Genomic DNA, 18,514 nt, shown 5'->3' with positions numbered 1-18,514 from the left:
GCTCCTCACCTCGACGCACTCACTTTATAGAGACAAGGTATTGAAAGGCAAGGAAGCGCAGCCGCCTACGCTTTGCGTTGACGTAGCGAGAGGCGGCATTATAGGGCGTTCTGGCCCAAGGACGGGAAACAAACGCTTGATGCTTGCGTCCTCCCGTCCGGCAGGCAAACTATGCCCCTCTCCTCACGGACCCGCGCAGGATGAGCAAACGATGACACTGTTGTGGATACCCCTGCTACCGCTGCTGGGCATGCTGGTGCCCATGCTCAGCGCGCACAAAGGCCGCCGCCTGTGTACGCTGGCCACGGCCGTGGCACCGGCCCTGGCTCTGCTCCTGGCACTGAGCCAATGGCCGGCACTGGCGGCTGACGAAGCGCTGCGCTTTTCGCTGGAGTGGCTGCCCGCGCTGGGCCTCGATCTCGCCTTTCGGCTGGACGGGCTGTCGCTGCTGTTCAACTTGCTGATCCTCGGCATCGGGCTGCTGATCCTGCTCTACGCGCATTACTACCTCTCGCCCGATGAGCCCTTCGGGCGCTTCTACGCCTATCTCATTCTGTTCATGGCCTCGATGGTCGGCATCGTCATGGCCGACAACCTGATCCTGCTGTGGCTCTACTGGGAACTGACCAGCATCTCCTCCTTCCTGCTGATCGGCTTCTGGTCCCACCAGAGCGACGCGCGCAAGGGCGCGCGCATGGCCTTGACCGTGACCGGCGCCGGCGGCCTCGCCCTACTCGCCGGCCTGCTGCTGCTGGGCGACATGGCGGGCAGCTTCTCCATGGACCAGGTGCTCGCCAGCGGCGACCTCATTGTTGCCGATCCGCGCTACCCGATCATGCTCGTGCTAGTGCTGCTGGGGGCGTTCACCAAGTCGGCCCAGTTCCCGTTCCAGTTCTGGCTGCCGCACGCCATGGCGGCACCGACCCCCGTTTCGGCCTACCTGCACTCCGCCACCATGGTCAAGGCGGGCATCTTCCTGATGGCGCGACTCCATCCGGCCATCGCCGACAGCGCCCTGTGGTCGGTGACGGTCTCACTGATAGGCGCCGCCACGCTGCTCTACGGGGCCTGGTTCGCGCTGCTCAAGACCGACCTGAAAGGGATCCTGGCCTTCTCCACCGTGAGCCATCTGGGGCTGATCACTCTGCTGCTGGGGATCGGCAGTCCCATGGCCGTACTCGCCGCGCTGTTCCATATCCTCAACCACGCCGCGTTCAAGGCGGCACTGTTCATGAGCGCGGGCATCGTCGACCATGAGACCGGTACCCGTGAACTCGGCCGCCTGGGCGGGTTGCGCCGCCCCATGCCGGTGACCGCCATTCTGACGACCCTGGCCGCGGCCGCCATGGCCGGCGTCCCGCTGCTCAACGGCTTTCTCTCCAAGGAGATGTTCTTCACCGAGACCCTGGCCACCCCGGTGCTGGGCGGGCTGAGCTGGCTGCTGCCGGCGCTGGCCACGCTGGGCGGCGTCCTCTCGGTCGCCTACTCCCTGCGCCTGGTTCACGCACTCTTCTTCAAGCCCGCCCAACAGCCGCTGCCCAAGACGCCCCATGAGCCGCCGCGCCTGATGCGGGCTCCCGTCGAGCTGCTGGTCGTGGTGTGTGTGGCGGTGGGGCTCGTCCCGGTGCTGGCCGAAGGCATCCTTGCCCCGGCCGTGCGAGCGGCGCTCGGCGAGCCGCTCGAGTTCCATCTGGCGATCTGGCACGGCGTCAACCTGCCGCTGATCATGAGCCTGGTGGCACTGGTTGCGGGGGCGGTCGCCTACTGGCGCCATGCGGACTTGCAGCGCTTCGTGCGCAGCTTTCGTCCGCTCGACGCCCGCCTGGTATTCGAGGCTGCCATGCAGCGCCTGGGCAATGCCGCCGAAGCCGGCCTGGCTTGGTTCGACGGGGCCTCGCTGCAGCGCTACATGACCTGGCTGCTGCTCGCCACTCTAGTGGTCGGTGGGCTGGGGCTAGCTCAGATGACCGGCCTTACCGGGGAGAAGGGCAACCAGCCCCTGGACGGTGTCCTGGTGCTGGGCGCCGGCCTGCTGCTGTTCGGCGGCATCGGCACGGCCGTCACGCATCGGTATCGTCTGGTCTCGCTGCTGCTGCTGTCTGTGGTAGGCCTGGTGGTGTCACTGACCTTCGCCCGCTTCTCCGCCCCCGACCTGGCCCTGACCCAGCTCTCGGTGGAAGTGGTGACGATGATCCTGCTTATGCTGGCGCTGTTCTTCCTGCCGCAGAAGACGCCGCCGGAGTCCTCCAACCGCCGCAGCCTGCGTGACGTCGTGCTGGCCGGCTCGCTCGGCCTGGTGGTGGCAAGCCTCAACTATGCCGTGCTGACCCGCGACAACGCCTCCATCGCCGGTTTCTTCGTCGAGAACAGCGTGCCCGGCGGCGGCGGCCACAACGTGGTCAATGTCATCCTGGTCGACTTCCGCGGCTTCGATACTCTGGGCGAGATCACCGTGCTGGCGCTGGCCGGCCTGGCCATCTTCAAGCTGCTCAACCGCCTGCGCCTGTTCATGCCGCACAGCGACGGCGAGGGGCGAGTATGGTCGCCGGACCGCTACCCGGCGATCCTCACCTCGATCTCCATGGCACTGCTGCCGCTGGCCCTATTGGTATCCGCTTTTATCTTCCTGCGCGGCCACAACCTGCCCGGCGGCGGTTTCATTGCCGGCCTGATCACTGCCGTGGCACTGATCCTGCTCTACATGGCGCGCGGGGTCGAATGGGCCCAGGCGCGGCTCGATTTTCCCTATCAGCCGGTGGCCGTCGCCGGGGTCGGCATCGCCACCCTGACCGGCCTCGGCAGTTGGCTGTTCGGCTACCCCTTCCTGACCTCGGCCTTCGGCTACTTCAGCCTGCCGCTGGTGGGCAAGTTCGAGCTGGCGACCGCGCTGCTCTTCGACCTTGGCGTGTACCTCGCGGTGGTCGGCGCGACCCTGATGATACTGGCCAACCTGGGCAAGGTCACCACGCCGCACCGGCCGGCCAAGGAGCCCGTCGAGAGCCACACCGATGCCCACCAGCGCCCCAGCAAGGAGACCTCCTGATGGAAAGCCTCTACGCCATCACCACCGGCGTATTGACCGCCTGCGGGCTCTATCTGACCCTGCGCGGTCGCACCTTCCCCGTCGTCGTGGGCCTGACCCTGCTCTCCTATGCGGTGAACCTGTTCCTGTTCTCCATGGGCGGGCTCACTACCGACGGCGCGGCCATCGTCGACGGTGCCGGTCACTATGCCGACCCGCTGCCGCAGGCCCTGGTACTCACCGCCATCGTCATCGGCTTCGCCATGACTGCCTTCGTGGTGATACTGGCGATGCGTGCCCGCAGCGAAGTCGGCAACGATCATGTCGACGGCCGTTCGCATGGCGACGACGAGGAGCGCAGCCGATGATGCATCTCATCGTACTGCCCATCGTGCTGCCTCTGGTAGCAGGCATCTTGCTGCTATACCGCCGCCAAGGCGGCACCCGGCTGAAACGCCTGGTCGGCGTGGGCAGCACCGCCCTGCTGGTGCTGGTCGGCGTTGCCCTGGTCGAGCGTGCCGGGAGCGGCGAGGTAGCTTACTATGCCCTGGGCGACTGGCAGCCCCCCTTCGGTATCGTGCTGGTGCTCGACCGACTATCGGCCCTGATGGTGCTGCTCACCGCCGTATTGGCACTGGGCGCCGTGGTCTTTGCCTGCGATGGCGACGACGAGCGCGGTAGCAACTTCCATGGCCTGTTCCAGTGGCAGCTGATGGGCATCAACGGCGCCTTCCTCACCGGCGACCTGTTCAACCTGTTCGTCTTCTTCGAGGTGCTGCTCCTGGCCTCCTATGCCCTGTTGCTGCACGGCGGCGGCAAGTCACGCATTCAGGCCGGCGTGCACTACGTGGTACTCAACCTGGCCGGCTCCGCGCTGTTCCTGATCGCCGTGGGCGTGCTCTACGGCGCCACCGGCACCCTGAACATGGCCGACATGGCGGCGCGCCTTGCCGAGCTGCCCGCCGAGCGGGCCGGGCTGGTCACCGCCGGCGGACTGATGCTGCTGGTGGTATTCGGGCTCAAGGCCGCCATGCTGCCGCTCTATTTCTGGCTGCCGCGCACTTATGCCGCCGCCCCGGCGCCGGTAGCGGCGCTGTTTGCGATCATGACCAAGGTGGGCATCTACGCCATCCTGCGGGTCTATTCGCTGATCTTCGGCGAGGCCGCGGGGCCCTTGGCCGACCTGGAGCAGGCCTGGGTCTGGTGGCTGTCGCTGGCCACTCTGGTCGCGGCCGGCGTCGGCGTACTGGCGGCGCGCGACCTGCGCCTGTTGGTGGCCTACCTGGTGCTGGTCTCGGTGGGCACCCTGCTCGCCGGAATCGGCATGGGCTCGCCGCGGGCGGTCTCCGCCCTGCTCTACTACCTGATCCATACCACCCTGATCACCGGCGGACTGTTCCTGCTTGCCGAACTGATCGGTCAGCAGCGCGGCAAGGCCGGCACTCGCCTGGTGCGGGGCCGTCCGCTGCAGCAGGGCGGCTGGCTGGCCGGGCTGTTCTTCCTCGGCGCCGTATCGGTGGCCGGCCTGCCCCCGCTCTCCGGGGCGCTCGGCAAGGCGCTGCTGCTGGCCGCTGCCGAGGGCGGACAGCGCCTCTGGCTGTGGCCAATCCTGCTGCTCACCGGGCTCTGCGCACTGATTGCACTCTCCCGTGCCGGCTCCACCCTGTTCTGGCGTAGCCAGGGCGAGCCTGCCGGTGAAAGATTGACGTGGCGCAAATGGTTCGGCGTGACCTGGCTGCTGGCTGCTTCGCCGCTGCTGGTGGCGCTGGCCGGCCCCGTCAGCGATTACACCGAGGCCACCGCCGACCAGTTGGCGGCTCCCCAAGCCCTGATCGATGCGCTGCTGCCCAGCGCCGGAGGTGCTCCATGATCAAGCCTCGTCCTTGGCTGCCGACACCGCTGCTGTCGCTCCTGCTGCTCGTGGTCTGGCTGTTGCTGGTGCGTAGCCTGGCCTTCGGTCACTTTCTGCTGGGCGGCTTTCTGGCGGTGACGATCCCGCTGGCGACCCACCGCTTCTGGGATGCCCAACCGCACATCGCCAAGCCCTGGCTGCTGCTGCGCTTCGTGCTGCGCGTGCTGGGCGACATCCTGGTCGCCAACCTCGAGGTCGCCTGGTTGATCATCAACCCCCGCCGCCGCCTGCATCCGCATTTCGTGGAATACCCGCTGATGCTGCAGGATCGTTTCACCATCACGCTGCTGGCCAACACCATCAGCCTGACGCCGGGCACGGTATCGGCCAACCTGCGCCTGGACGGCAAGAGCCTGCTGATCCATGCCCTGAACGCGAAGGATGAAGCGGCCCTGATCGCCCATATACGCGAGCGTTACGAGCGGCCGCTGAAGGAGATCTACGAATGCTAGACATCGCGCTGACGATCAGCCTGACGCTGGTGGTATTGGCCCTGCTGCTTAACGTCTACCGACTCGCCGTGGGGCCGGACATGCCCGACCGCATCCTGGCGCTGGACACCATGTACATCAATTCCATTGCCTTGATCGTGCTGATGGGGCTATGGCTCAACACCAAGACCTATTTCGAGTCGGCGCTGTTGATCGCCATGCTCGGCTTCATCAGCACCGTGGCAGTGTGCAAGTACCTGTTGCGCGGCGATATCATCGAGTAGGAGGCTCCATGACCCTGTACGTGATCCTCGAAGGCGTGATCGCCTTCTTCCTCGTTGCCGGCGGCGCCTTCGCCTTCATCGGCTCGCTGGGCATGGCCCACCTGCGCGACTTCTACATGCGCCTGCACGGGCCCACCAAGGCCACTACCCTGGGCATCGGCTGCATGCTGATCGCCTCGATGCTTTACTTCTGGGTCACCCAGGGCAAGCCCGACATCCAGGAAATGCTGATCACGCTGTTCCTGTTCATCACCGCACCGGTAAGCGCCCACCTGCTGGCCAAGACCGGGCTGCACATGCAGCTCAAGCACATCGACGAGACCGGCGGGCGCCCACCCGAGCTACGTCCCGAGGAAATCGGCGAGAAGCCCGTGCCCCACCCCGACCGCGGCCACGGCTGACGTCGGGCCGCTGGCTACAGCCAGCCGCCCAGCTCGTTCTCGGCGATCGCGACCAGCGCGGCGACATGATCGTCGCGCTCGTTGAGGCAGGGAACGTAGGTGAATTGCTCACCGCCGGCAGCGAGAAAACTCTCGCGGATCTCCTCGTTGATCTCCTCGAGGGTTTCCACGCAGTCGGAGGCGAACGCCGGCGAGATCACCGCGATATGCCGCTTGCCCTGGCGCGCCAGTTCGGCCACGTGATCGACGGTCTGCGGGCCGACCCACTCCTCGGGGCCGAACTGCGACTGGAAGGCGGTCTGTACCGTCCCCTCCTCCCATCCCAGCCGCTCACGCAGCAGCCGCGTGGTCTTCTGACACTGACAATGGTACGGATCGCCCTCGCGCAGGAAGCGCTTGGGCACGCCGTGATAGGAAGCGACCAGCACCTCGGGCGGTGTCTCGGTGGCGGCATAGGTCTCGCGCACCGAGTTGGCCAGCGCCTCGAGATAGGCCGGATGCTCGAAGTAGGCCGGCACGGTGCGCAGCGCCGGCTGCCACTTAAGCTTCATCAGGGTGCGAAAGGCCTGGTCGTTGGCGGTGGCGGTGGTCGGCGAGGCGTACTGGGGGTAGAGCGGGAAGAACAGGATGCGCTGGCAGCCTGCGGCCTGCATACGGCGCAGCACGCTATCGGTGGAAGGGTTGCCGTAGCGCATGCAGAAGTCCACCAGCACGCGATCGCCATGACGCGCCGTCAACGTCTCGGCCAGCTTGCGGGTCTGCTCGCGGGTGATGGTCAGCAGCGGGCTCTCGTCCTGCTGCGTGTTCCAGATGCTGCGGTAGGCCTCCCCCGACTTGAACGGACGCCGGGTCAGAATGATCAGCTGCAGCAGTGGTTGCCACTTCCAGCTCGGATAGTCCACCACGCGCTTGTCGGAAAGGAACTCGTTGAGGTAGCGGCGCATCGACCAGTAGTCGGTAGCGTCCGGCGTTCCCAGGTTGGCCAGCACGATGCCGATCCGGGGGGTTGGTACCGCGGGGTGATCCGCCGGAGCATGAGCCGGACGTTGGCGTTCCGCCGGGCTCGGTTGCACTTGCGATGCGGCCATGCGCTGCGCTCCTCATGCGTGAAGAAAGAAGCGTTCATTGTATCAGGCGAGGAGCGCACAGGGCATGAAGTTATACTATAAAGACGATTTGTATAACTTGGATCAAGGTTAAAGAATAGACCAGCACAGACGCTAGAACACGAGCGGCATGCGTGACGTCAGCGGGTCGTGATAATGAGTGTCCCGGCCGATCACCTCGTCCTGCGGTACGTGCTGAACCAGGAAGGCGCGATGAATGCCGGCGCGCTGCAGTTCGAGATAGACGTCCTCCAACGAACGAAAGACGGTCGGCTTGCCGCGACGGGTCAGCAGGTGACGCCCCCCTTCCACATCCTCCAGCTCCACCTGATAGCAGTGGCTGCCGGAGTGCGTGATGACCCGCACCTCGAAGTTGTCGTGTCGGGAGACGAATTGTTTCAGCTGTTCGAATTCCATGGTTCCCTCCATGTCCTGGAATTGTTTCCATTGGCCTATGCGAGATATGCGTCGGGCACAGCATGACTGTGCCCGATGTGATCTGCATGACGCTGGCATATCATTATTATGACAGCCGAGACGTCCGAGGGTTCCGCTATTCGCGCCCGTGGCGCTACTGATAATCGGAGGGATCGATCGCCTTGGCCAGCGAGTTGCGGTCGACCCACTTGCCCGCCTTGGTCTCCTTGTAGCGGAACACCACGCGGTCACCCACCGCCACGGCGAGCTCGGCGTCCTCGGTCTGGTAGCTGTAGGTTTCGCCGTCCACGACCAACTGGAAACGGTAAAGGTCCGGCATGCCCAGCCACTCCTTGAAGGGACCTTCACGCTCCAACGCCTGAAGTTCGCCGCGCGCTTCCAGTTTTGGGGTGCGCTGGCGCTTGCCGCGCCGAAATCCGCCTGCCATGGTCACTCCTCGAAAACGACTGTCGGGGGCTCGGCATTATACGGTGCCGGGCGTCAGGCTCAACCGCCGCCCAGGCTTATTCGCCGAACGCATCGCCGTAGCTGTCCGGCGCCAGGTCCTCGAAGCGGGTGTACTTGCCGATGAAAGCCATGTGCACCGTGCCAATGGGACCATTACGCTGCTTGCCGATGATCAACTCGGCCAGGCCCTGATTGTCGGGATTGTCGGGATTATAGACCTCGTCACGGTAGACGAAGGCGATCACGTCGGCGTCCTGCTCGATGGCGCCCGATTCGCGCAGGTCCGACATCACCGGCCGCTTGTTGGGTCGCTGTTCCAGCGAGCGGTTGAGCTGGGAGAGTGCGATCACCGGACAGCCGAACTCCTTGGCCAGCCCCTTGAGCGAGCGCGAGATCTCGGAGATCTCGCCGGTGCGGTTCTCGGAGAAGCCGGGGATCTGCATCAGCTGCAGGTAGTCGATCATCACCAACGCCAGATTGCCGTGCTCGCGCACCAGGCGGCGCATGCGCGAGCGCATCTCGTTGGGCGACAGCGCCGCCGTATCGTCGATGAATAGTTGCTTGTCCTTGAGCAGGTTTACCGCCGACGTCAGTCGCGGCCAGTCCTCGTCCTCGAGCTGGCCGGTACGCACCCGGGTCTGGTCGATACGCCCCAGCGACGACAGCATGCGCAGCATCAGTGCATCCGCCGGCATCTCCATGGAGAACACCATCACCGGCTTGTCGCTCGAGATAACGGCATGTTCCACCACGTTCATGGCAAAGGTCGTCTTGCCCATGGAGGGGCGCCCGGCGATGATCACCAAGTCCGAGGGCTGCAGGCCCGAGGTCATCTCGTCGAGGTCGCGAAAGCCGGTGGAGAGACCGGTCATCTCGCCCTTCATGTTGAACAGCTCGTCGATGCGGTCCACCGCCTTGGCCAGCAGTTCGCTCATGCCGATGGGGCCGCCCGACTTGGGTCGCTCCTCGCTGATCTGGAACACCAGCCGTTCGGCCTCGTCGAGCAGTTCGTCGGCCGGCCGGCCTTGAGGACTGAAGGCGCCGTCGGCGATCTGGCTGGCCGCGCGGATCAGCTTGCGCAGCGTGGCCCGCTCGCGCACGATGTCGGCGTAGGCGCGGATGTTGCTCGCCGAGGGCGTATTGCGCGCCAGCTCGGCCAGGTAGGCGAGCCCGCCGACGGTGTCGAGCTGGTCGCGCCCCTCCAGCGCCTCGGACAGCGTGACCACGTCGAGCGGCCTGGCGGCTTCGGCGAGGCCGATCATGGCGTTGAAGATCAGGCGATGCTCGTAGCGGTAGAAGTCGTCCGCCACCAGCCGGTCGGCGACGTTGTCCCAAGCCTGGTTGTCGAGCATCAGGCCGCCGAGCACCGACTGCTCCGCCTCCAGCGAGTGCGGCGGCACCTTGAGCGCAGCGGTTTCCTGATCGAGCTCGAGCGTGTCGTTCATGGTGCGGCAACCTTGATGAGAACGGGCCGTGCCATTCTACCCGATGGCCGGGGCCCACCCTACCTTTCAAAACCACAAAAACCGCGACCGAAAGCGGTCGCGGCAAGGGATCGAAACCGTGCGCGAGCAGTGGCCCGGCCATGGCCGGGCCGCACTGGGAACCTAGAACCAGACCTCGGTCTGCACGCCGAAGCTCCACTGGCCGCCGGTAAAGCCGTCGCTTCCGAAGGCGTCGTCGCCGTTGAAACCGTTGAGCTCCTCGTCCCAGTCGCTCCAGGAGGCGAACAGGCGGATCTCGGGGCGCTGCCAGAAGCCGCCCACCTGGGGCTTGAAGGTCGGTGCGATGGTGAACTTGGTGTAGTCGCCCTCCACCGCGCTGTTGCCGCCGCGACCGCGGGGATCGAGGTCCATCCACTGGTAGCTGGCCTCGTACTGCATCTCAAAATTCTGGGTGAGTTCGTTGGCCAGGCGTACGTTGAAGGTGGCCCAGTCGTACTGGTCGCCCTCGACGTAGCGGTCCTCGCTGGTCTCGGCGAGGATCGCCGGGGCCACGCGCCAGCGCGGCGCCACGTAGGTGGTGCCGTAGAGGGCCAGGCGCGTCGCGGCGGCGTCGTCGGTGAGGTCGCCGTCGCTGCCGAGCCCCTTGACCTGGGCGCCAAGGCCCTGACCGTGCAGCACCGCGGCCTTGAAGTTGCCCTCGCCCAGGCCGAAGAAGCTGTCGCCGTGATAGGCCACCATGGTATGGAAGCCGCTGTCGGCAGCGGTCTGTCCCTCGTCGATGTCACGCTCTTCGTTGTCGGCCGCCGACAGGCCGTTGACCATCCACTGCCAGTTGCCGAAGTAGTTGTTGGAGGTGACGATCAGGCTATCGGTGGAACCGGTATCGTCGGGGTTCTCGCTATCGACGGGAAAGTCGCTGAAGCTGCGCCCGTAGAGCGAGAAGTTCGAACGCCAGCTGTCGGCCAGCTGCATGTCGTAGATACCGGCACCGGTACCGGCGAGGAAGATGATGTCGCTGTCGAGCCAGTGGATGTCGAAATTGTCGCGGTCGAAGCGCTTGCCGGCCCAGATCGAGGCGTTCTCGAAGGCACCGGTGAAGCTCGGCAGCTCACTGAACTCGGCGTAGACCTGGCGCACGTTGAGGTTGGAGTCGTCGTCCCAATCGTTGCTGGTGGTGGTGCCACTGGCCAGCATGGTGCGGTAGTGCGCCTTGGCGCCGTTGTCGAACTGCATGCGGTAGTTGAGGATCGCCTCGGCGTAGGTATCCGGCTCGTTGCCCAGCCGCCCCACGGCGCCGCCCAGCCCGCCGGCCGGGGTCACGTAGGGCCCGCCCTCGATGCTCTTGCGGTCTTCGCCCAGCAGCAGCCCCGAACGGGCATAGACGTTGAACGAGAAGCCCTCCTCGCCGCTGGCCTGACGCTCGACCTTGGCCAGTCGCTCCTCCACCTCGTCGGCGGAAAGACGCCCCTCGACCTGGGCCTCGGCAAGTTCGGCACGCTGCTCCGCGGCAGCGGCACGCTGCTCGGCGGCGGCGATGCGGTTCTCGAGCTCGAGCAGGCGCTGCTCGAGAGAGGCAGTATCGGCAGCGGCGTGCCCCATCATGCCGAAGCTGGCCACGGCTACGGCGGTGACAAGCGGGGTTCGTAGCAAGGCAGTCTTCATCGCAGTGGTTCCTTTTATGGTTGTATGTTCGTTTGTTTCACAAGAGAGACGGGGCGAAACACGGCACTGTATCGTTTCAGACAAGCATCGCGACGATGCCTTACGGCCCTGCTGCCCTAGCCTGAAGCCCAACGCATCCAGACCAGGCAAAAACTTAATCGTTTAAGAGTCGTGACGCAAAGGCAAACCGTAATATTACTACCAATGTCTAAGCCGAAATCCGCGTGCGCCGATGTCGGGCCAAACGAACAAGGGGCGCGGGAGAACTCCCGCGCCCCTTGGCGTCGCAATCTAGCTAGCTAGAAGCCGACTCGGCGGCTTACTCGGCCACTACGACCACACGAACGGTGGCGTCGACTTCGGCGTGCAGGTGCAGGTCGATGTCGTACTCGCCGGTCTGACGGATCGGACCTTCCGGCATGCGAACTTCGCTCTTGGCGACTTCGATACCGGCCTGGCCCAGCGCCTCGGCCAGGTCACGCGGACCGATGGAGCCGAACAGCTTGCCTTCGTCACCGGCCTTGGCCACCAGCGACAGCTCGATCTCGGCGAGCTGGGCGGCACGGGACTCGGCGATCGCCTTGCGCTCGGCGGCCTGGGCCTCGAGCTCGGCGCGCTGCGCCTCAAAGGCTTCCACGTTGTCCTTGGTAGCCGGTACGGCAAGGCCGTAGGGCACCAGGTAGTTACGACCATAACCGGGCTTCACGGCCACCTTGTCACCCAGGCCGCCCAGCTTGCCAATGTTGTCGAGCAGAATGACTTCCATCTCGTTAACCTCTTGTCAGTCGCCGCGAGGGGCCAGACGGCCGCGGAAATCCACGAACACGTCGATGAAGGCCGCCAGCAGCACTATCAGAATCATGGGCCAGGTGGTGATCAGCAGTACGTAGAAGGCGATCAGCCACAGCCCGTTCATGCCCTTTATCCCGATGAAGCCGTGCACCAGCGCCATGCCGGCTATCAGCAACGGCACCCACACCAGCATGGAGAGCGACGGCAATCCCAGCACCATGCCCACCACACCGAACAGCACCAGCAGACCGAGTTCGCGCGGCGCCAGGCGCAGCGCATGGAACTCCCGCCGAAAGCCGCCGGGGTTGTAGAGCCCCGCCTGCCAGGCACGAGCCAGCGCCAGGCAGCCAATGGCGGCAATCAACACCACCAGGCCGGTAATGCCACCGATCAGCAGCGATGCCAGCTGCTCGGTGTCATAGCCCTGGCGTACCAGTTCCGCCAGCATGCGATCGATCTCGTCCGAGCCCTGGCGCAGCTGCTCCAGCAGTGGCCCGGTGCCGCCCGGCGGTACGAAGATGCCGAGCTGGACCAGCACCGCCGTGGCCAGAGTGCCGACGATCAGTGCCTCGCCCCAGCGCATGCGGGAGCGCAACACCACCGCCATCAGCGTGACCAGCAACACGCTGGCCAGCGGGATGACGTCGCCCTGCGTCCACCACCATCCGGCAGGGATGGCAGCCGCTGCCAGCACTGGCAGCGCTGGCGACAGGCCGCGCCGCAGCGTGACCAGGGCAACGATGGCACCGCTCAGCCAGAACAGCCAGGGTACGATCGCTGCCAATGCCGCTCCGCCTACGGCGTAGGGCGTGCCGCGCATCAGCCATCGGGCTATCGGCAACATCGAGTCGCGACTTACTGGTGGCTGTCGGTATAGGGCAGCAGAGCCAGGTAGCGCGCGCGCTTGATGGCGGTTGCCAGCTGACGCTGGTAACGGGCCTTGGTACCCGTGATGCGGCTGGGTACGATCTTGCCGGTTTCGGTGATGTAGGCCTTCAGCGTGTCCAGATCCTTGTAATCGATCTGCTTCACGCCTTCAGCGGTAAAACGGCAGAACTTGCGACGGCGGAAAAAGCGTGCCATGTAAAGACTCCTCGGTACGTGCGATCAGTTGGCTTCGGCAGTTTCTTCGGTGCGCGGCTTCTCTTCGCGACGCGCACGCTTGTCGTCTGCCGGCTTCATCATCGGCGAAGCTTCGGTGATGGCTTCCTTGCAGCGCACCACCAGGCTGCGAATGATGGCGTCGTTGAAGCGGAAGATGTTCTCGATTTCCTCGAGGGTCTCGCCGCTGCACTCGACGTTCATCAGCACGTAGTGAGCCTTGTGGATCTTGTTGATCGGGTAGGCCAGGTGACGACGGCCCCAGTCCTCCAGACGATGCACGGTACCACCGCTCTCGGTAACGATGCTGGAGTAACGCTCGACCATGGACGGCACTTGCTCGCTCTGGTCCGGGTGGACCATGAACACGATCTCGTAATGACGCATGGGATCTCCTTTCGGGTTGGCAGCTTCCGCGTGACACCCGTCCAGGACAGGCGCTCAAGGGAAGCAAGGAGTGATAGTCAAATAATGACGCCCGCTCACACAGGAACGGGCGCCTGCATTCTAGTGACCCGCGCCCCCAGTTGCAAGAGCAGGGCGAGTCCGCGACTCAACCGCCGCGACGCTGGCGCACCGCCTCGAACAGACAGATCCCGGTGGCCACCGAAACGTTGAGACTGGAGACGCTGCCGGCCATGGGCAGCTTGACCAGCCCGTCGCAGGCCTCGCGGGTCAGGCGGCGCATGCCCTTGCCCTCGGCGCCCATCACCAGCGCCGTAGGCCCGGCGAAATCGGCCTCGAACAGCATCGCCTCCGCCTCGCCTGCGGTGCCGGTGACCCACACACCGAATTCCTTGAGCCGGGCCAGCGCTCGGGCCAGGTTGGTCACCTGGTAGACCGGCACGCTCTCGGCGGCACCGCAAGCCACCTTGCGTACCGTGGCGTTGAGCGGCGCGGCCTTGTCCTTGGGTACGATCACGCCGTGCACACCGGCGGCATCGGCACTGCGCAGACAGGCGCCGAAGTTGTGCACGTCAGTGACGCCGTCGAGCACCAGCAACAGAGGAGGCGTCTCGTGAGGCCAGGCCTCGAGCTTGAACCAGAGCGACGCCTCGCTCTCGAAAGCGAGCGGTGCAGTGAAGGCAACGACGCCTTGGTGCGAGGCTTCTCCGGCCAGGCGGTCCAGTTCGTCGCGCGGGTGCCGTTCGATTCGTGCCCCGCCTTGCCGAGCCATGTCGACCAGCTCGGCCAGCCGTTGCTGCGCCTCGCCATCCTGCACCCACAGTACACGCGGGCTATCGCCTCGCTGCAACAGGGCGCGCACCGCGTGCACGCCGAACACCGCATCGAGCCCGGCAGGCATGCCCGACAGGTTCGGCTTGCGGCGTGCTGCCCCTCTTCCCGCGTTACGCGGCTTGCCCTGGCGACCTGAAGCCATCAGCCACGTGCCTTCGGCTTGCGCGGGCCACGGCGCCGCTTGCCACCCTTGCCCTTGCCAGCCTTGTCATCGGACGCTCCCTTGCCGGCACCAGGCTTTGGCGTGAACGCTGCCTCACCCTCACCACGCCGCTTGCGCGGCTGACGCTTGGGCCGCGGCTTCTCGTCCTCGAGCACGAAATCGATCTTGCGCTCATCGAGGTCGACGCGAGCCACCTGCACGGTGACGCCGTCGCCCAGACGGTAGCTCATGCCGGTGCGCTCGCCCTTGAGGCGATGCTTCTCGGGCTCGTAGTGGTAGTAGTCCGAAGGCAGCGAGGTGACGTGCACCAGCCCCTCGACGTAGACCTCGTCGAGACGCACGAAGATACCGAACTGCGTCACCGAAGCGATGGTGCCTTCATAGACCTCGCCCAGCTTGTCGGACATGAACTCGCACTTGAGCCAGTCCTCCACGTCGCGAGTGGCGTCGTCGGCACGACGCTCGGTCATCGAGCAGTGCTCGCCGAGCTCGAGCATCTGCTCGAAGGTGTAGGGGCACCACTTGCTGGGCGGCTCCACCGGCGCACCTTCGGCACGCAGCACGGTATTGGTCTGACGCGGTCCGCGAATGACCGAGCGTATCGCCCGGTGCACCAGCAGGTCGGGGTAGCGGCGTATCGGCGAAGTGAAGTGGGCATAGGCCGGGTAGGCCAGGCCGAAATGGCCTTCATTGTGCGGCGAATAGACCGCCTGACTCATCGAGCGCAGCATCACGGTCTGGATCACGTCGGCGTCCGGGCGCCCGCGAATCGCCTCGGCCAGGGCCTGGTAATCCTGCGGCGTCGGCTCGTCGCCGCCGCCCACCGACAGGCCCAGCTCGTTGAGGAACAGACGCAGCTTGTCGAGACGCTCCGGCGAGGGACGCTCGTGGATGCGATAGAGCGCCGGCAGGTCGTGCTTGTCGAGAAAGCGCGCGGTGGCCACGTTGGCCGCCAGCATGCACTCCTCGATGAGCTTGTGGGCGTCGTTACGCTGCCGAGGCACGATCTTCTCGATCTTGCGCTCCTCGTTGAAGACGATCGCCGTTTCAGTGGTCTCGAAATCGATGGCGCCGCGCTCCTCGCGGGCCTGACGCAATACCTTGTAGAGCTGGTGCAGTTCCTGGAGCGGCTTGACCAGTTCGCGATACTCGCGACGCAGCGCATCGTTATCGGGATCGTCCTCGTCGAGAATCGCCGCCACCTTGGTGTAGGTGAGCCGGGCATGCGACTGGAACACGGCCTCGTAGAAGTGATAGCGGCTGATTGCCCCGCTCTTGGAGATGTTCATCTCGCATACCATCGCCAGGCGGTCGACGTGCGGATTGAGCGAGCACAGCCCATTGGAGAGCAACTCGGGCAGCATCGGCACCACCTGCCCGGGGAAATAGACCGAGTTGCCGCGGCGAATCGCTTCTTCGTCGAGCGAACTGCCCGGACGCACATAGTGCGACACGTCGGCAATGGCGACGATCAGCTTCCAGCTCCCGGACTTGGTCTTCCAGGCGTATACCGCGTCGTCGAAATCCTTGGCATCCTCGCCGTCGATGGTCACCAGCGGCAGATGGCGCAGGTCGATACGATGCTGCTTGTCCTGTTCGGCCACCTCGGCAGACATCCCGGCTATCTGATCGTGCACCTCGGGAGGGAATTCGGCCGGGATCTCGTAGCTGCGGATCGCGATGTCGATCTCCATACCCGGGTCCATACGCTCACCGAGCACCTCGACCACCTCGCCCACCGGCTGCACCCGGGTCTCGGGCTGCTGCACGATACGGGCCGACACCACTTGCCCATCCTGAGCTCCGCTGCAGGCACTGTGGGGGATGATCACCTCCTGGGTGATGCGCGGATTCTCGGGGATCAGCACGCCGAACTCGGGGGTGTTGGCGCGATAGACGCCGACGATGGTCTGGGTATTGCGCGCCAGCACCTCGGCGATGGTCGCTTCGTCGCGACCGCGGCGGTCGCGACCGCTGATACGCACCAGCACGTAGTCGCCATGAAAGACCCGCCGCATCTGCCGCGGCGGCAGTACCAGATCGGGTTTCTTGCCGTCGTCGCGCAGCACGAAGCCGAAACCGTCACGATGCCCCAGCACCTTGCCCTTGATCAGGTCGAGCTTGTCGATCAGCGCATAGGCCCCGGCGCGGTTGCGCAACACCTGGCCATCGCGCTCCATGGCCGCCAGCCGGCGACGCACGGCTTCCTGGAGATCCTCGTCATCGAGGCCCAGCATGCGGCTCATCTTCTCATGGGTGATCGGCTTGCCGTACTCTTCCAGTCGCGCCAACAGGTACTCGCGGCTGGGTGCCGGCTTGTCGTACTTGTGGGCTTCGCGGCTGGCGTGGGGGTCGTCGCTGAGCGTCCAATGAGTCATGCGTGGGGCATCCTTGGCAACGGGAGCAGCGTTCCGGGAAGGGCGCGGAAAAGAGCCCGCGTGCGTAGGGTGTTGCTAATGAAGTCGTTTGTCATGCCCGCAGTATAGCGCCGGTGCCGGTTCGGCCCAACCATGGCGGTACGATCCGAGGAAAGATCCTTACGCAATCGCGCAGAGCATTGCGTCTTTTTCACGCCGTCGACGAGGTGAAATTTCGCCGGGCGCTCTTGCATTGGGCCACAATTTGGGTAAGATACGCGTCGCCTGCCCAGATGGCGGAATTGGTAGACGCGCTAGCTTCAGGTGCTAGTGTCCTTACGGACGTGGAGGTTCAAGTCCTCTTCTGGGCACCATCGCTTCCTGCGAAGCGTTGGTCGGGTCAGGCCCCCTGCTCTTTGTCAGCTCGAATCGCTCGTGTTCGCCCAGGTGGCGGAATTGGTAGACGCGCTAGCTTCAGGTGCTAGTGTCCTTACGGACGTGGAGGTTCAAGTCCTCTCCTGGGCACCATCCCAGACACGCGAACACTCGGCGATGACGACAACGGCATGATGCGCCCAGGTGGCGGAATTGGTAGACGCGCTAGCTTCAGGTGCTAGTATCCTTACGGATGTGGAGGTTCAAGTCCTCTCCTGGGCACCACCGCTCTTCGAGCGGACGCGTCATGCAGGCTGAACACTTCCAGAGCGAAGCAACGAGTGAAAAGAACCGCGACCAATCGCGGTTTTTTTGTGCCTGTGATTCGCTCTCGCAGCGACTTTCAATAACGAGAAGGAAGGCGCGCCACCTCGTCGAGCGCCCATCCCTCGGTCACGACTCCCCCCTCCAGCACCTCAGCCACCGCCTCGGGCAAGCGCGGGAAGAAGTTCAGCCCGGTACGCGCCTCCACCTCGTCGATACTCACCAGGTAGTCGTCCAACGGCTCGTCACCGCGTACCTCCTGCGGCATGATGAAGGCCAGCGCCCTGGGCGTCTCGGCCGGCACCACGACGATCTTGAAGAAGGCCTCGGGCACCTCGACCAGCCCCACCCGGTGGGTGACGTTGTCAAGGAAGCGCTCGGGGAAGACCGGGCCGGTGATCACCTGTACCACCCCGAAGCGCGGCACGAAGTGATCGATCACTACCTCCTCCAGGCGCTGCCAGAGCCGGCGATTGAGATTGGGCCGCTGGGGCGAGATATTGCTCATCAGGAACGACTGCTGCTGGGCACGGGCACCATACACCGTGGCAACGGCATAGTTGGGCGCCAGGTGGCCGCGATCGTAGCCGCTGTCGAAATAGCTGTCGGTACCGATCGGCCACAGGGTGCGCCAGTCCCGGCGAAAATCGGGGCGCGGACCGGCGCGAGGATCCTCTACTTCGTACAGCAGGTAGCTGACCCACAGCGGATTGACGCGCACGTCGGACCAGCCCACAAGAAAGCCGTCGTTGCGCAGCACGCGGTGCACGCTCAACGGCGTCGGATCGTCCCAAGTAGGCACGCCCATCCAGCTCAGCTGGTCGCGGTACTCCTGTTCCTGGGTGTACCACAGGCCGCTGCCGACCACGACGAAAACAAGCGTGATGATGAACTGCCGGGTGCGGGAGCGCCAGCGTGACAGCGGCGAGCGACGCCGCCTGCTGCGGGAACGTGCAAGAGCCATGAATCGGTCCAGAGGGTGCCACTGCCGGCGACCGGAAGCGCCGGCATTGAA

Annotated in this window: 18 protein-coding genes and 3 tRNA genes; 9 read left to right on the top strand and 12 right to left on the bottom strand. The window is 65.0% G+C overall.

Going from position 1 to position 18,514, the window contains the following annotated elements; translation table 11 throughout:
* Window positions 1-211 precede the first annotated feature (211 nt).
* Genes HNO53_RS04710 through HNO53_RS04685 form a run of 6 tightly spaced genes read left to right on the top strand, consistent with a single transcriptional unit; the run spans window position 212 to window position 6,050 of the window.
* Window positions 212-3,043 (top strand): monovalent cation/H+ antiporter subunit A, encoded by a 2,832-nt coding sequence (locus HNO53_RS04710; protein ID WP_209476650.1) that lies wholly within the window; start codon window positions 212-214, stop codon window positions 3,041-3,043.
* Complete coding sequence (locus HNO53_RS04705; protein ID WP_209476648.1) at window positions 3,043-3,390, top strand: Na+/H+ antiporter subunit C; 348 nt, start codon at window positions 3,043-3,045, stop codon at window positions 3,388-3,390. The genes HNO53_RS04710 and HNO53_RS04705 overlap by 1 nt, the downstream gene beginning before the upstream one ends.
* Window positions 3,387-4,892 (top strand): monovalent cation/H+ antiporter subunit D, encoded by a 1,506-nt coding sequence (locus tag HNO53_RS04700; RefSeq protein ID WP_209476646.1) that lies wholly within the window; start codon window positions 3,387-3,389, stop codon window positions 4,890-4,892. Before HNO53_RS04705 ends, HNO53_RS04700 begins: the two co-directional genes overlap by 4 nt.
* Window positions 4,889-5,386, top strand: a complete 498-nt coding sequence (locus HNO53_RS04695) for a Na+/H+ antiporter subunit E (protein WP_209476644.1) — start codon at window positions 4,889-4,891, stop codon at window positions 5,384-5,386. The genes HNO53_RS04700 and HNO53_RS04695 overlap by 4 nt, the downstream gene beginning before the upstream one ends.
* Complete coding sequence (locus HNO53_RS04690; protein WP_111413250.1) at window positions 5,380-5,649, top strand: K+/H+ antiporter subunit F; 270 nt, start codon at window positions 5,380-5,382, stop codon at window positions 5,647-5,649. The genes HNO53_RS04695 and HNO53_RS04690 overlap by 7 nt, the downstream gene beginning before the upstream one ends.
* Before the next feature lie 8 nt (window positions 5,650-5,657).
* On the top strand, window positions 5,658-6,050 hold the full coding sequence (locus HNO53_RS04685) for a Na+/H+ antiporter subunit G (RefSeq protein WP_209476643.1): 393 nt from the start codon (window positions 5,658-5,660) through the stop codon (window positions 6,048-6,050).
* A 14-nt stretch (window positions 6,051-6,064) separates the two neighbouring features.
* On the opposite strand, the gene hemH is transcribed toward HNO53_RS04685, so the two are convergent.
* From hemH to rnr, 11 genes are all read right to left on the bottom strand, one after another.
* On the bottom strand, window positions 6,065-7,138 hold the full coding sequence (gene hemH, locus HNO53_RS04680; RefSeq protein WP_209476641.1) for a ferrochelatase: 1,074 nt from the start codon (window positions 7,136-7,138) through the stop codon (window positions 6,065-6,067).
* A gap of 132 nt (window positions 7,139-7,270) precedes the next feature.
* On the bottom strand, window positions 7,271-7,573 hold the full coding sequence (locus tag HNO53_RS04675; RefSeq protein WP_209476639.1) for a DUF6482 family protein: 303 nt from the start codon (window positions 7,571-7,573) through the stop codon (window positions 7,271-7,273).
* Between the two features lie 154 nt (window positions 7,574-7,727).
* On the bottom strand, window positions 7,728-8,021 hold the full coding sequence (locus HNO53_RS04670; RefSeq protein ID WP_209476637.1) for a hypothetical protein: 294 nt from the start codon (window positions 8,019-8,021) through the stop codon (window positions 7,728-7,730).
* 76 nt (window positions 8,022-8,097) lie between these two features.
* A complete protein-coding gene (dnaB, locus tag HNO53_RS04665) occupies window positions 8,098-9,486 on the bottom strand; it encodes a replicative DNA helicase (protein WP_209476636.1) in 1,389 nt (462 codons plus the stop codon).
* 162 nt (window positions 9,487-9,648) lie between these two features.
* Window positions 9,649-11,148, bottom strand: a complete 1,500-nt coding sequence (locus HNO53_RS04660) for a carbohydrate porin (protein WP_209476634.1) — start codon at window positions 11,146-11,148, stop codon at window positions 9,649-9,651.
* A 319-nt stretch (window positions 11,149-11,467) separates the two neighbouring features.
* Window positions 11,468-11,914 (bottom strand): 50S ribosomal protein L9, encoded by a 447-nt coding sequence (gene rplI, locus HNO53_RS04655; RefSeq protein ID WP_181515385.1) that lies wholly within the window; start codon window positions 11,912-11,914, stop codon window positions 11,468-11,470.
* Between the two features lie 15 nt (window positions 11,915-11,929).
* On the bottom strand, window positions 11,930-12,784 hold the full coding sequence (locus tag HNO53_RS04650) for a YybS family protein (protein WP_209476632.1): 855 nt from the start codon (window positions 12,782-12,784) through the stop codon (window positions 11,930-11,932).
* Between the two features lie 11 nt (window positions 12,785-12,795).
* Window positions 12,796-13,023, bottom strand: coding sequence for a 30S ribosomal protein S18 (gene rpsR / locus HNO53_RS04645; protein ID WP_010629658.1), 228 nt, complete (start codon window positions 13,021-13,023; stop codon window positions 12,796-12,798).
* Window positions 13,024-13,047: 24 nt separating this feature from the next.
* Entirely contained in the window at window positions 13,048-13,428 is a 381-nt protein-coding gene (rpsF, locus tag HNO53_RS04640; protein ID WP_209476630.1) for a 30S ribosomal protein S6, read from the bottom strand.
* A 166-nt stretch (window positions 13,429-13,594) separates the two neighbouring features.
* The gene (rlmB, locus tag HNO53_RS04635) at window positions 13,595-14,347 is read right to left on the bottom strand and encodes a 23S rRNA (guanosine(2251)-2'-O)-methyltransferase RlmB (protein ID WP_209478516.1); all 753 of its coding nucleotides are present in this window, start codon (window positions 14,345-14,347) and stop codon (window positions 13,595-13,597) included.
* A gap of 74 nt (window positions 14,348-14,421) precedes the next feature.
* Window positions 14,422-16,821: a ribonuclease R gene (gene rnr / locus HNO53_RS04630; protein ID WP_209476628.1), complete on the bottom strand. Its 2,400-nt coding sequence runs from the start codon at window positions 16,819-16,821 to the stop codon at window positions 14,422-14,424.
* Between the two features lie 266 nt (window positions 16,822-17,087).
* On the opposite strand from rnr, the gene HNO53_RS04625 reads away from it, so the two are divergent.
* The 3 genes from HNO53_RS04625 (at window position 17,088) to HNO53_RS04615 (ending at window position 17,460) form a co-directional block, all read left to right on the top strand.
* Window positions 17,088-17,174, top strand: a tRNA-Leu gene (locus HNO53_RS04625).
* 67 nt (window positions 17,175-17,241) lie between these two features.
* Window positions 17,242-17,328, top strand: a tRNA-Leu gene (locus tag HNO53_RS04620).
* A 45-nt stretch (window positions 17,329-17,373) separates the two neighbouring features.
* Window positions 17,374-17,460: transfer RNA gene (locus tag HNO53_RS04615), tRNA-Leu, on the top strand.
* Between the two features lie 118 nt (window positions 17,461-17,578).
* Here HNO53_RS04615 and HNO53_RS04610 read toward each other — a convergent pair.
* Complete coding sequence (locus HNO53_RS04610) at window positions 17,579-18,463, bottom strand: DNA/RNA non-specific endonuclease (protein ID WP_209476626.1); 885 nt, start codon at window positions 18,461-18,463, stop codon at window positions 17,579-17,581.
* Window positions 18,464-18,514 lie beyond the last annotated feature (51 nt).

It is taken from the genome of Billgrantia antri, assembly GCF_017868935.1.
Lineage (GTDB): Bacteria > Pseudomonadota > Gammaproteobacteria > Pseudomonadales > Halomonadaceae > Halomonas > Halomonas antri.
Note: the sequence above shows the minus strand (reverse complement) of the source record. Positions and strands in the feature narration are given on the sequence as shown.